The organism is Rathayibacter oskolensis (assembly GCF_900177245.1).
Classification (GTDB): Bacteria; Actinomycetota; Actinomycetes; order Actinomycetales; family Microbacteriaceae; genus Rathayibacter; species Rathayibacter oskolensis.
The window spans coordinates 1,201,505-1,213,942 of the sequence record NZ_FXBM01000002.1 but is presented as its reverse complement, the minus strand read 5'-3'; the positions used below and the strand labels follow the sequence as shown (position 1 = coordinate 1,213,942).

The window sequence follows — 12,438 nt, the reverse complement described above, 5'->3', positions numbered from 1 at the left end:
TCTCGAGAAGGGCCTTCACGCACTACTTCCGGCCGGAGGCCCTCGACGGATGCAGAGATCCCGAGAATTTCCGAAGAGAATCCGTGGCGGCGTCTCCCGCCGGCGGGAACACCCTGGTCGGACGGCGGTTCCGGGGCTAGCCTCCGAGGAGAGGGAGTTCGGCATGGTGCGACGACGCTCGGCCCGTCCCGCGATCCCGAGGGAGCCGCGGCGCCGGCCGGTGCGCCCGCCGGGGACCGGGCGCCGCGTGCTCGGCGCCACCGTCGCCTCGGCGGCGGGGGTCGCTGTCGTGGCACTCGCCCTCGGGGCCCTGGCACCCCTCGCGTCCGTCCCGTCGGCGGCGGCCGGTGCGCCGGGTCAGTGCGAGGACGAGCGCCAGCTCGTGACCGCCTCCTCGGTGCTCGATCGCGGCGCCGACACCGTCGCCGGGCAGCTCATCGCCTGCGTCGACGAGGAGCACCGCAGCCTGACGATCCACAACCGCACGCCGATCGTGTGGGCGCTCAGCGATCCCGGGATCAGCGGAGTCGTCAGCCAGACAGGAGGCGTCAGCGGACTCCTCAGCTCGTACGCCTCGCGCTCGGGCCGCGGCTTGATCCTCGCTCCCGGCGCCTCCGCATCGGTCTCGGCGGGGCCCGGCCGGATCGAGCCGCAGCCGGATCGCGAGGGGACGCGGTTGTTCCTCGCGCTCAGCGCGGTCGTCGCGGCCCAGGACGCCGCGCAGTCGAGCAGCCCGCCGCGCGCTCCGCGGAGCGTGGTGCGGTCGGCGGCACTGACCTGCGCCCTCGCTCTGACCGAGGCCGGTTACGCGGACATGGTCGACCCGGCCGCGAGCGAGCGGGCCGCCGGGGCCGCCGCGTGCCGCGCCGAGTGGCGGGAGGCGCAGGTCACGGCTCTGGGCGACGGCTGGCTCCTCCCCGGACTCACCGAGGCCCTCGCGGCTCCCGGCCGGCCGGAGGAGGACGCGGCACTCGCGCGCGCCGCTGACGACTGGTTCGCAGCGTCGGGCGCCTTCTCGTGGGGCGGAGTGGACCGGCCGGAGCGCCGCTGAGGCCGCACCGGAAACGCGGAACGGGCCGCCCTCCCGGAGGAGAACGGCCCGAACGGCTGAGAAGTTCGCGGTGTCATCGAGACCGCGCGCAGCTCCGGAGGGAACTAGCGGCGCAGACCGAGACGCTCGATCAGCGAGCGGTAGCGGTTGATGTCCACATCCGCCAGGTAGCCGAGGAGTCGACGACGCTGACCCACAAGCAGCAGCAGACCACGACGCGAGTGGTGGTCGTGCTTGTGCTCCTTGAGGTGCTCGGTGAGGTCCTTGATCCGCTTGGTCAGGACGGCCACCTGCACCTCGGGGGATCCGGTGTCACCGGGGTGGGTCGCGTACTCTTCGATGATCGCCTTCTTGACATCTGCTTCGAGTGCCATAGATGGATCCCCTCTCTCTCGTTGCGCGGTGCCCATCGCCTGATGCGTGGGCTCTCTTGATCCGCGGCCGTCGAACGGCAACTGCACGAGCTTACCAGAGCCGAGGCACGCGCGGGGCTCGCGGCGGGACTCAGGAGCCGGTGGCCCGGTTCCACAGCTCGACGAGCCACGGAGAGACGAGCAGCTCCCAGTAGACGAGGACGAGGGCGTTGAGGACGATGCCGATCCACCCCGCGACGGGAGGCCGGCCCTCGCGGCGGCGAGCGCGGACGGACGAGACGCCCAGGAGCACGCCCACCAGGAGCATCGCGTGCACGATCGCGGTGTAGAGGACGCCGACGAGGAGGTCGCTGACCGCCTGATCCCCGGGGTAGGCGCCGAGGGAGATCAGCGCGTACCAGACGAAGAACAGGATCGGGACGGTGATGACCGCGAGCGCGATCGACGAGAGACCCGCCCCGTAGCGACGCCAGAACCCGGTCGTGCGGCTGCCGGCGGCCGCGGACACGGAGCGCGCGGGTCGGCGGGCGGCGGCCCTGGACGCCGGCGCCGCGGCCCGGGCGGCGCGGCGGGTGGGGGCGGCTCCGGCCGTTCTCGGCGCGGGAGGGGCCTGGCGTCCGGGCGCGCCGTCGGATGACGTGCTCATGCCCTCACCCTAGAGGGTCCGGCTCCCGGGTCCCCGACGCGCACCGGGGGACGCCGCCGAGCGAGCACAATGGAGCGGGTGAGCCAGCCCCCGCCCGCGCCCCGGCGCAGCCACGTCATCGACATCTCCCCCCTCCGCGAGTCCCCCGCCTTCGCGCGCCTCTGGGCGGGCAACGTGATCTCGGGCATCGGCGGCCAGATGACGATCGTCGCCGTGGGGCTGCACATCTACGAGCTCACCGGGTCGCCGCTCGCCGTCGCGATGGTCGGCGTCGTCGCGCTGGTACCGACGGTGCTCGCCGGGCTCTACGGCGGCATGCTCGCCGACGCGTTCGACCGCAGGCTGGTCCTCCTGGTGGCGGCGATCGTCGCCTGGGGCTCGACCGCGGGCATCGCGGCGCTCGCGTGGCTGGGCGCCGAGACGCCTCCGTCCCTCTACCTCCTGACCGCTCTCAACGCGGTGGCGACCACGGTGATCGTCGCGACCCGGATGACGCTCGCGCCCCGGCTGCTGCGCACGGAGCTCGTGCCGGCGGCGGCCGCGCTGGGCGGGATCGCGAGCGGGGTCGAGGTGACCGTGGGGCCGGCGCTGGCGGGCGTGCTGGTCGCCTCCTCCGGGTTCGCGGTCACCTACACGATCGACGTCGTGCTGTTCCTCGCGGCGTTCCTGGGCATCGCCGGGCTCCCGGCGCTCGTGCCGGAGGGAGAGCGGCAGCGGCCGGGGCTGGAGTCGCTGCGCTTCGGCATGCGGTTCCTGAGGGGCGCTCCGAACATCCGGATGTCGTTCCTGGTCGACATCGTGGCGATGACCTTCGGGCAGCCCCGAGTGGTGTTCCCGGCGGCCGCGGCGCTCCTGCTCGGCGGAGGCGCCGTGACCGTCGGCGTGCTCACGGCGGCGTTCGCGATCGGCGCGCTCGTGAGCGGCGTGTTCTCGGGACGGCTGACGGGCGTCCGCCGACAGGGGCTGGCCATCGGCCGATCGATCCAGGTCTACGGAGGCTTCATCGTCGCGTTCGGCGCGGTGCTGCTGGTCGCGGCGGTGATCGACCACGACGCGTCCGTGGCGAACGCCGGCCTGATCCTCGCCGCCTCCCTCGCTCTGGCCGGAGCGGGGGCGGCCGACAATGTGAGCTCGATCTTCCGGCAGACGATGCTGCAGACCGCGGTCCCCGACAACATGCGGGGGCGCCTGCAGGGCGTCTTCATCGTCGTGGTGACGGGTGGGCCGAGGGTCGGCGACCTCTACACCGGTCTGCTGGCCTCGCTCGCGCTGCTCTGGCTGCCGCCCCTCGCGGGCGGGCTCGCGATCATCGCGATCCTCGCTGCCGTGCTCCGGACGCGGACCGCGTTCCGCGAGTACGACGCGCTGCAGCCCGTGGCCTGACCGCTCCGGGGCGGGAGCGGCCGGGAGTCACTCGCCCGAGTAGGCGCCCGCTCCGTTGCCGTCCGTGAGGTCCTCGGAGACCGGTCCGCTGTCGTCGTCGCGACCCTCGACGCGCACGGGGCGGTAGACGTGGAAGCCCTCGTCGTCGGGCTCGAGCTCCCAGACGACCTCGACGTCCTCGCCGTCGATGTCGGCGAGGCGGGTGAGCGTCGGCTGCGGGGCGCCGTCGACGTACTCGAGGCGGATGCTCTCCTGCTCGGCTCCGCTGTCGAGGATGGCTGTGTACGAGGTGGTGTCCATCCCCCGACGCTAGCCAGGTGCCCCGGATGCCCGCCACCCCTTGCGACTGCGGCTCGTCCGCGTAGCGTCGAGCGCATGACCGACACCGACATCACCCCCGCCGACGCCGACGACATCGCCCAGATCGCGGAGCTCGTCTCGAGCGCGAAGATCGGACTGCTGACGACCGTCACCGCGACCGGGCAGCTCGTCAGCCGCCCCCTCGCCGCCCAGGACACCGACTTCGACGGCAATCTCTGGTTCTTCACCCAGGACCCGTCGCCGAAGGTCGACGACATCCGCGCCAACCCGAGCGTGAACGTGGCGTTCGAGTCGAAGAAGGGCTACCTCTCGGTCGCCGGCTCGGCGAGCGTCGTGCACGACACCGCGAAGATCGACGAGCTGTGGACCCCCTCGGTCTCGGCCTGGTTCCCCGAGGGCAAGGAGGACCCGACGATCGCGCTCCTGCGCGTGCAGGCCGAGACCGTCGAGCTGTGGGCGATGGACGAGCCGCGCCCGGTGGTGCTCTTCAAGGTGCTGAAGGCCGCCGTCACCGGCGATCAGCCCGACGTGGGCGAGAACCGCACCGTCTCGTTCGAGTGACCGGCTGACCCGCCGGGGCGGCTCAGGGGCCGCCGAAGCGCTCGGTGCGGACGCGCTCGGGTGCATGGCCCTGGGAGACGAGCGCGGTCGCGACCGCCTCGACGAATGCGGTGGGACCGCAGACGTAGACGGTCGGGGCGAGCTCCGGAGGCAGGGTCGCCTCGGCGAGCAGGTCGGGAGTCACCCGACCCGCCGGGCGGGTCGCTCCCGGAGGGGACGCCCGGGTGAAGACCATGTCGGTGACGACTCCGCCCCGCTCGGCCGGCGTCTCGGCGAGCGCCCGGAGGTCGCTCTGGTAGTAGGCGAACACGGGCGAGCGCACCGAGTAGAGCAGCCTCATCGGGGCCGCGCTCCCTGTGCGGCCGTGCTCGCGCGCCATCGCCATCAGCGGCACCAGGCCGCTCCCGCCGGCGATCAGCTGCACCGGCTCGGTCTGCTCGGGCCGCCAGACGAACCAGCCGCCGATCGGGCCCCTGACCTCGAGGCTGTCCCCCGCCTCGAGGCCGTCGACGAGGTAGGGCGAGACCTCGCCGTCGTCGAGGCGCTCGACCGCGAGCTCGACCCTCTCGCCGTCGGAGGGGGCGCCGATCGAGTAGGACCGGCTCGCCTGGTACCCGTCGGGGGCCGTCAGACGGATGTCGAGGTGCTGGCCCGCCACGTGTCCCGGCCAGCCGGGCACGCGCAGCGTCAGGAGTCGTGACGTGGGGGTGAGCGGAGCGACCGACTCGGTCACCGCCTCCGTCCACATCACCAGTAGCGCTCCTCTTTCCACGGGTCCCCGTGCATGTGGTAGCCGTTCTGCTCCCAGAACCCGGGCTGGTCGCCGGGCATGAAGCGCAGGCCCTTCACCCACTTCGCGCTCTTCCAGAAGTAGAGGTGCGGGACGAGCAGGCGCGCGGGCCCCCCGTGCTCGGCGGCGAGCGGTGCCCCCTCGAACTCGGTGACGACCCAGGCCTTGCCGCCCCGGATCTCGGGCAGGGGCAGATTGGTCGTGTAGCCGCCGAAGCTCTCGGCCATCACGAAGCCCGCGTCGCTCTCGATGCCGTCGAGGAGGGTGTCGACCGAGACGCCGCGCCAGGTGGTGCCGAGCTTGGACCAGCGCGTCACGCAGTGGATGTCGGTGTGCACGTCCTCGTGCGGAAGCGCGTCGAACTCCTCGCGCGTCCACCGCCGGACCCCGGCCGGCCCCGCGTCGATCGAGAAGGCCCACTCGTGGATGTTGGGCGTCGGCCCGATCGAGAGGACGGGGAAGCCCGTCTCGAGGTACTGACCCGGAGGGATGTCGGGATTCTGCTCCCGCTTCCCGAAGAAGCCCCGCGTGATGATGCCCATGTCCGCCCTCGTCGTCCCCGGGGCCGAGCCCCTGATCGATGGAAACCGCTCGTCGAGCGCCAGGCTATCGCTCCCGGCAGGCACCGGCGAGAGCGGCGTTACCCCATTCGGGCGACTCCGGCGAGCCCGGGACCGTGTCGGAGGTCGGTGCGAGGATCGGGGCATGAGACGAACCGTCGTGCCGCCGTACCTCCTCGTCCGCATCGCCCGCCTCGACGATCCCGCGTTCTCGCGGGCCGCCCGTGCCGCGCGCCGCTCCCTCGAGCAGGACGAGCCCTTCCGGCGCGTCCGGCCCGGTGAGCCGGCACCCGGGCCGACAGCGCCCCGCCCGTCGGCGACCGCGACGCCCTCGCCGCGCGACCGGGTGGAGGCTCTGCAGCGCACCATCTCGGACGCGCAGACGACCGAGACGCTCCCCGGCACGCCCGTGCGGAGGGAGGGCGAGCCCGCGACGGGAGACGTCGCCGTCGACGAGGCCTACGACGGCCTCGGAGCGATGTTCGCGTTCCTCCAGCAGGCCTACGGCCGCGACTCCATCGACGACGAGTGGCTGCCGCTGGACGCGACGGTGCACTACGGCGACGACTACGACAACGCCTTCTGGGACGGCTCGAGGATGGTCTTCGGCGACGGGGACGGCCAGGTGTTCCGCCGCTTCACCGTCTCGCCGAGCGTCATCGGGCACGAGCTCGCGCACGGCGTCACCGAGTACACCGCCAACCTCGTCTACCGCGGGCAGTCGGGCGCTCTGAACGAGTCGATCTCGGACGTCTTCGGCGCGCTGCTCGAGCAGTTCGGCGCCGGTCAGACCGCCGATCGGGCGAGCTGGCTGATCGGCGAGGGGCTCTTCACCGACGAGGTGGAGGGCACGGCGCTCCGCTCGATGATCGCCCCGGGCACGGCCTACGACGACGACGTCCTCGGCAAGGACCCGCAGCCCGGATCGATGGACGACTACGTCGACACCGACGACGACAACGGCGGCGTGCACATCAACTCCGGCATCCCCAACCGCGCGTTCGCGGTCGCCGCGACGACCCTCGGCGGCAACGCCTGGGAGCGGGCGGGGCAGGTCTGGTACGACGTGCTCACCGGAGGGGTGCTCACGGCCACGGCCGACTTCACGGCCTTCGCCGGGCTGACGGTCGCCGCGGCCGCCGCGCGCTTCGGCGCCGACTCCGAGGTCGAGCGGGCCGTGCGCACCGGGTGGTCGACGGTGGGGGTGGAGCTGCCGACCGGCGCCTGACTCCCCCGCCCGGACGGCGCGGTGGTGCGGCGAGTACCATCGCGCGCATGGACGTGATCGTGTCGCGCAGCGGCGGCTTCGCAGGCCTGCGCCGGGTGTGGCGGGTCGATGTCGCGGCGCAGCCCGACGAGCGGTCGTGGTTGGAGCTGCTCGGCTCGCTCCCCTGGGACGACGGCGACTCCGACGAACCGCGCCGAGCCTCCGCCGGACGGCCCGATCGCTTCGTCTACGAGATCCGGGTGCAGACCCACCACGTGCGCCTGGGCGAGACGGAGCTCGACGGGCCCTGGCGCGAGCTCGTCGACCGCGTGAAGAAGGCGCAGCCCCTCTAGCCCGGGCTGCGCCTTCTCGGATCGGCGCCTGCGATCGGCGCCTGCGACTACTTCGTGCCGAGCAGGTCGATCACGAAGATCAGCGTCTTGCCCGACAGCGGGTGTCCGCCGCCCGCGGGCCCGTAGGCGAGTGCCGGCGGGCAGATCAGCTTGCGGCGGCCGCCGACCTTCATGCCGGGGATGCCCTGCTGCCAGGCGCGGATCAGGTTGTTCAGGGGGAAGTTGATCGACTGGTCGCGGCTCCACGACGAGTCGAACTCCTCGCCGGTGTCGTACTCGACGCCGAGGTAGTGCACCTCGACGGTCGAGCCGGGCTGGGCCTCCGCTCCGTCGCCGACGACGAGGTCCTCGACGACGAGCGTGTCGGGGGCCGGGCCGTCGGGGGCGTCGAGCTCGGGCTTGGTCAGGTTCTCACTGCTCATGGTCGTCAATCCTAGGACGGATGCGGGACGCGTCACTCGACCAGGGTGAGCCGCTGCGTCGGCCGGGTCATGGCGACGTACAGCGCGGCAGCGCCCCTCTCGCCGGTCTGGGCGATCAGGCGGGGCCTGGCGATGATGACGGAGTCGAACTCGAGCCCCTTCGCCTCGGTCGTCGAGAGGATCGCCACCGGGCGGTCGAGGCCCCGGGAGCCCCGGCCGACCTCGCGGCCGAGCTCCTGCTCGGCCCGTGCCGCGATGTCGTCGAGGTCGGCGTCGGGGGCGATGATCGCCAGCGTCCCGTCGGTGCTGACGGCGCGGTCCTCGCGGACGGCGGCCAGAACGCGCTCGGCGAGAGGTGCGTCGCCGCGGTCGCGCACGGTCCGCACCGGCCACTCCGTCGAGCGCACCGAGCGGCTCGGAGTGATCTCGAGACCGTTCTCGCGGGCGGTGCGCTCCGCGAGGGCGACGATCTGCGCGGGGGTGCGGTAGTTGACAGTCAGCTCCTCGAGGCGCCACGCCGGCCCCTCCGCACGGCCCTGCCGGCCGAACGCGTCGCGCAGCGCGTCGTCCCAGCTCGAGGCCGCCGATGCTCCCGAGGCCTGGGCGACGTCGCCGACGATCGTGAACGAGCGCATCGGGCACCTCCGGATGAGGACCCGCCACTGCATCGGCGAGAGCTCCTGCGCCTCGTCGACCACGACATGGCCGTAGGCCCACGAGCGGTCGGCCGCCGCCCGCTCCGAGGTCGTCCCGAGGCTGGTGCGCTCGGCGAAGCCCGCCGCGAGATCCTTGGCGTTGACGAGCCCGTCGACGCCCATGTTGCGGATCGCCGCCTCCGCGTTCTCGATGTCGCGGCGGCGCTGCTCCTTCTCGGCCTTCTTCTGCGCGTCGGCGTGGTCGTCGTAGGCGCCGAGCAGCTCGGCCGCCTCGTCGAGCAGCGGCACGTCGGACACGGTGAACGGGGCGTCGCGGTCGCGTCGCAGCAGAGCGCGCTGAGCGGTCGTCCACCGCGGGGTGAGCGAGGCGAACCACTGGGGACGGGCGTAGAGGTCCTGGAGCAGCTTCTCGGGGGTCAGCGGGATCCACGCGGTGTTCAGGGCGACGCGCACGTCGTCGGCGGTGCGGACGTCTTCGCGCAGCACCGCCTCGTCGGCCTCGTCGACCGTGTTGCCGTGGCTGCGCAGCTGGTCGGCGAGCTGACGGGTGAGCTGCGAGAGCATCGTCTTCACGAAGGTCACCCGCGCCTCGTTGTGCGGCTTGCGGGAGTCGCGGGCGCGGGTGATCGCCCGCTCGATCTCGTGCGGCTCGAGCCGCAGCCGCTCGCCGTTCACCTCGAGGATCTGCGTCTCGGCGGGCACCACCTGGCGGGAGCGGACGGCGCGCTTGAGCAGCTCCGCCATCCGCGCCGAGCCCTTCACTCGGGCGACGGTCGGCTCGTCCTCCTCGACGAGGTCGTAGCCGGGGTAGAGCTGGCCGAGGGTCGACAGCACCACACCGGTCTCGCCGAGAGAGGGCAGCACCGCCTCGATGTAGCGCAGGAACGACCGCGACGGGCCGACGACGAGCACACCGGAGGAGGCGATGCGGTCGCGGTGGGAGTACAGGAGGTAGGCGGCGCGGTGGAGAGCCACCGCCGTCTTGCCGGTGCCCGGGCCGCCCTGGACGACGAGTACACCGCGCAGCTCGGAGCGGATGATGCGGTCCTGCTCGCTCTGGATGGTCGCGACGATGTCGTGCATCCGGCCGGTGCGCTCGGCGCCGAGCGCCGCCATCAGCGCGCCCTCGCCCTGCAGCGCCGTCCCCTCGCGCAGGAGCTCCTCGTCGAAGACCTCGTCCTCGAAGCGGAGCACCTCGCGTCCCCGGGTCGTGAGGTGGCGGCGGGCACGGGTCCCCATGGGCTGCGCGGCGGTCGCCTGGTAGAAGGCGGCCGACTGCGGTGCCCGCCAGTCGAGCAGCAGGGCGTCCTGCTCCTCGTCGCGGAGGCCGATCCGGCCGATGTAGCGGTGCTCCGTCTCGCCCTCGGCCAGGGTGAGCCGACCGAACGCGAGGCGGTCGTCGGCGCCGGTGAGCATGCGGAGGCGGTCCTCGTAGAGGCGGGCGAAGGCGTCGCGCTCCGAGCGGCTCTGGTGGTTGCCGCCGACGCTCTCGATCCGGACCGAGTCGAGCGCCTCCCGCGTCTGCGCGATCAGCTCGTCGAGGCGGGCGTAGAGCCCCGCCACGTAGGCGCGCTCGTGCGTCAGCTCGGACTCGAGGACCGTGTTGCCGTCTGCCATCGTGCGCCCTTCCCATGCATCGCCGTCGCGGCCGGGACGCGTGATTCGCTCCGGGGCCGCAAGAAAACAGGCGGTCCAGTCTAACGACCGCTCGGGGCGGATCCTCGTCGAGCGGTGCACGAGCGCTCGCGGACGGCGAACGCCGGATTCGGCCTTGCGCGACGCTCCGAGCGGGTGCATGCTCGTCGTCAAGAAGAGCTCGACGCCCCGTCAGAGCAGCCGGCTGCGCCGCTGCCGCAGGGCGTCGAGTTCTTTAACCGCCTCCGTTCTCCGACACCGTCCGCGCGGAATCCGGGAAGGGATCGACGGCCGTCGGCGTTGCACCGTGCATGCCTTCGCCGAGCAGCAGCGTCACCGCCCCCTCCCGCGCCTCGATCGATCTCACCGAGTCGGCTCGCGCCGGCTGGGAGGCCTGGCTCGCCCGTCGCCTCGAGCGGGTCACCGGCCCGCGCGGCGACCTCGCGCTCGTCGAGACCCGCTGGCTCGGGCCGGGCGAGAGCGTGGACGACGAGACGGCCCTGGCGGGCTACGGCCCGACCGCCGCCCTCACCCGCATGCGACGCCCGAGTCTCGACACCGGAGAGGACGAGTACGGTTACCGCGTCTGGGACGCCTCCTCCGAGGCGATCCGCGAGTTCGATGCGATCGAGACGTTCCCCTTCGACGCCGCGTGGGTGCTCGAGGCGTGGTTCGAGCCGGTCGACGAGCAGCGGACCATCCCGTTCGAGCACCTCCGCGACAACGGCGCCACCCGCGACCTCGTCGTCCCGGGCGACATCACCTTCTCGCTGGTCGACGACGGGCGTGCCAGGGAGTACACCGTGGCGGCGTTCGACGACGGAGGCTCGCTCCTGGTCCCCTTCGGCGACCCGACGAACCGCAGCGACGACCCCGACCTCCGGAGCTACCCGGTCGGACGGTTCCTGGTCGTGCAGCGCCTCGGCGGCGCCGCCGATGCCGGAACCCCCGGGCCGGTGCTGCTCGACTTCAACCGCGCCTACATCCCGCCGTGCGGGTTCTCGCCGCACTACAACTGCCCGCTGCCTCCCGCGCAGAACCGGCTCGGCGTCGCGGTGACGGCCGGCGAGCGCCGGGTCCGCAGCGCCGCCTGAGCGCGGGATCCCGCCCCCTCGCGGGGCGCTAGGACAGGGCGATCAGCCGGTCGAGAGCGGCCGGGACATCGCGGAGGACCGAGATGTGGCCGTCGTCGGGGCGGAGCACGTGCTCGGCGAGCGGGAGCCGCGCCCGGAGGCGCTCGGCGTGGTGTGCCGGGACGACCCGGTCGAGGCCGCCCTGCACGAGCACGACGGGCACCCGGATGAGGGCGAGGTCGACTCCCCAGTCGGAGGCGAGGGCGACGTCGTCGTCGATCAGACCGTCATCGCCCCACTCCGCGCTCCGGGCGACGTCCTCGCCCAGGGCCGACCAGTCGCCGTCGAACGCCGCGTAGTCGATCGGGAGGAACGACTCCGGGTCGAACTCGTCGACGAGTGCGAACGCCGCCCTGGCGTCCCGGCCGGCGAGGGCGGCGCGCAGCCCGCCCGGCGCGGCCATGCCGTCGAACCAGCCCGGCTCGCCGTCGAACGGAGCGGGCGAGGCCAGCACGGCCACCGCCTCCACTCGATCGGGGAGCAGCGCGGCGCAGGCGAGCGCGTGCGGGCCGCCGCCCGACGCTCCCATCGTCAGGGTGGAGCGGACGCCGAGCGCGTCGAGCACGGCGCGCACGTCCTCGGCGGCCGAGGCGACGTCGCGTCCGGGCAGCGCCGACGAGCCTCCGTAGGCGGGCCGACCGTAGGACACGAGCCGCACCCGGCGGGCCTCTGCCGCCTCGAGCACCGGAGCGAGCAGGGCGCCGGTCTGCGGGGAGCCGTGGTGCCAGAGGAGGGTCCTGCCGGAGTCGCGCGGTCCGCTGTCGTGGACACGGAGGATTCGTCCGTCGCGGGTCGCCACGTCGCGGCTCGTGACATCGCGGCTCACAGGCTGTCCCAGCCGGTGCGCGCGGCGGGTCCCGGCACGATCCTCACCCGGTCGATCGGGACCGCCGCTCCCGTGCGGTCGACGAACACCAGCTCGAGCTCCTCGCCGGTCTCGACGTCGGCGGGGTACGAGGCGCGACCGAAGGGGGTCGGCCGGTTCTCGTCGCCCCACTGCGCCAGCGCCGCCAGGACGAGCTTCAGCGCCCGGCCCTGCTCGGTGAGCTCGTACCGGGAGCGCTCGCGCTCGCCGTCCGGCCGGTAGGGCACCTTCTCGAGGACCCCCGCCTCGGTGAGGGTCCGCAGCCTCGCTGAGAGCACGTCGCTCGGGACGCCGAGGCGTTCGCGGAACTGCGAGTAGGTGGTCGCCCCGCGCAGCGCCTCCCGCACGAGGAGCAGGCTCCAGCGCTCGCCGAGCAGTTCGACCGAGCGGGCCACGGAGCAGCGCTCGGCCCGGTCGTCGTCGACCGGATCGGTCGCAAGAGTGGTCGTGGGCACGCATCGAGGGTAGCCCCGGTCGACCT

15 protein-coding genes are annotated in these 12,438 nt (G+C 73.1%); 6 read left to right on the top strand and 9 right to left on the bottom strand.

The window, feature by feature from the left end:
* Positions 1 to 163: 163 nt before the first annotated feature.
* Positions 164 to 1,051: a hypothetical protein gene (locus B9Y99_RS14700; RefSeq protein WP_085477273.1), complete on the top strand. Its 888-nt coding sequence runs from the start codon at positions 164 to 166 to the stop codon at positions 1,049 to 1,051.
* 104 nt (positions 1,052 to 1,155) lie between these two features.
* Here B9Y99_RS14700 and rpsO read toward each other — a convergent pair whose 3' ends face one another.
* Positions 1,156 to 1,425 carry a 30S ribosomal protein S15 gene (gene rpsO / locus B9Y99_RS14695; protein ID WP_085477272.1) on the bottom strand — a complete coding sequence of 90 codons (270 nt, stop codon included), beginning with the start codon at positions 1,423 to 1,425 and terminating at the stop codon, positions 1,156 to 1,158.
* Positions 1,426 to 1,555: 130 nt separating this feature from the next.
* Entirely contained in the window at positions 1,556 to 2,071 is a 516-nt protein-coding gene (locus tag B9Y99_RS14690) for a hypothetical protein (RefSeq protein ID WP_129588041.1), read from the bottom strand.
* A 69-nt stretch (positions 2,072 to 2,140) separates the two neighbouring features.
* Between B9Y99_RS14690 and B9Y99_RS14685 the strand changes: the two genes are divergently transcribed.
* Positions 2,141 to 3,454 (top strand): MFS transporter, encoded by a 1,314-nt coding sequence (locus B9Y99_RS14685; protein WP_085477270.1) that lies wholly within the window; start codon positions 2,141 to 2,143, stop codon positions 3,452 to 3,454.
* A 27-nt stretch (positions 3,455 to 3,481) separates the two neighbouring features.
* Here B9Y99_RS14685 and B9Y99_RS14680 read toward each other — a convergent pair whose 3' ends face one another.
* Entirely contained in the window at positions 3,482 to 3,754 is a 273-nt protein-coding gene (locus B9Y99_RS14680; RefSeq protein ID WP_085477269.1) for a hypothetical protein, read from the bottom strand.
* Between the two features lie 75 nt (positions 3,755 to 3,829).
* Between B9Y99_RS14680 and B9Y99_RS14675 the strand changes: the two genes are divergently transcribed.
* Complete coding sequence (locus tag B9Y99_RS14675) at positions 3,830 to 4,336, top strand: pyridoxamine 5'-phosphate oxidase family protein (protein ID WP_085477268.1); 507 nt, start codon at positions 3,830 to 3,832, stop codon at positions 4,334 to 4,336.
* Positions 4,337 to 4,358: 22 nt separating this feature from the next.
* On the opposite strand, the gene B9Y99_RS14670 is transcribed toward B9Y99_RS14675, so the two are convergent.
* Positions 4,359 to 5,084, bottom strand: a complete 726-nt coding sequence (locus B9Y99_RS14670; protein ID WP_085477267.1) for a ferredoxin reductase — start codon at positions 5,082 to 5,084, stop codon at positions 4,359 to 4,361.
* Positions 5,084 to 5,668 (bottom strand): molybdopterin-dependent oxidoreductase, encoded by a 585-nt coding sequence (locus B9Y99_RS14665; protein WP_085477266.1) that lies wholly within the window; start codon positions 5,666 to 5,668, stop codon positions 5,084 to 5,086. The genes B9Y99_RS14670 and B9Y99_RS14665 overlap by 1 nt, the downstream gene beginning before the upstream one ends.
* Positions 5,669 to 5,831: 163 nt before the next feature.
* Between B9Y99_RS14665 and B9Y99_RS14660 the strand changes: the two genes are divergently transcribed.
* Both B9Y99_RS14660 and B9Y99_RS14655 read left to right on the top strand, forming a co-directional pair.
* On the top strand, positions 5,832 to 6,914 hold the full coding sequence (locus B9Y99_RS14660; RefSeq protein ID WP_085477265.1) for a M4 family metallopeptidase: 1,083 nt from the start codon (positions 5,832 to 5,834) through the stop codon (positions 6,912 to 6,914).
* Positions 6,915 to 6,961: 47 nt separating this feature from the next.
* Entirely contained in the window at positions 6,962 to 7,246 is a 285-nt protein-coding gene (locus B9Y99_RS14655) for a protealysin inhibitor emfourin (protein WP_085477264.1), read from the top strand.
* A gap of 47 nt (positions 7,247 to 7,293) precedes the next feature.
* Here B9Y99_RS14655 and B9Y99_RS14650 read toward each other — a convergent pair whose 3' ends face one another.
* Entirely contained in the window at positions 7,294 to 7,668 is a 375-nt protein-coding gene (locus B9Y99_RS14650; RefSeq protein WP_085477263.1) for an FKBP-type peptidyl-prolyl cis-trans isomerase, read from the bottom strand.
* 32 nt (positions 7,669 to 7,700) lie between these two features.
* The gene (locus tag B9Y99_RS14645) at positions 7,701 to 9,941 is read right to left on the bottom strand and encodes a HelD family protein (RefSeq protein WP_085477262.1); all 2,241 of its coding nucleotides are present in this window, start codon (positions 9,939 to 9,941) and stop codon (positions 7,701 to 7,703) included.
* Positions 9,942 to 10,270: 329 nt separating this feature from the next.
* Between B9Y99_RS14645 and B9Y99_RS14640 the strand changes: the two genes are divergently transcribed.
* On the top strand, positions 10,271 to 11,053 hold the full coding sequence (locus B9Y99_RS14640) for a DUF1684 domain-containing protein (RefSeq protein ID WP_085477261.1): 783 nt from the start codon (positions 10,271 to 10,273) through the stop codon (positions 11,051 to 11,053).
* A gap of 28 nt (positions 11,054 to 11,081) precedes the next feature.
* Here the strand turns inward: B9Y99_RS14640 and B9Y99_RS14635 are convergent, their stop codons facing one another.
* Both B9Y99_RS14635 and B9Y99_RS14630 read right to left on the bottom strand, forming a co-directional pair.
* Complete coding sequence (locus tag B9Y99_RS14635; protein WP_208856963.1) at positions 11,082 to 11,918, bottom strand: alpha/beta fold hydrolase; 837 nt, start codon at positions 11,916 to 11,918, stop codon at positions 11,082 to 11,084.
* Positions 11,915 to 12,412: a winged helix-turn-helix transcriptional regulator gene (locus tag B9Y99_RS14630; RefSeq protein ID WP_244274935.1), complete on the bottom strand. Its 498-nt coding sequence runs from the start codon at positions 12,410 to 12,412 to the stop codon at positions 11,915 to 11,917. Before B9Y99_RS14630 ends, B9Y99_RS14635 begins: the two co-directional genes overlap by 4 nt.
* Positions 12,413 to 12,438 lie beyond the last annotated feature (26 nt).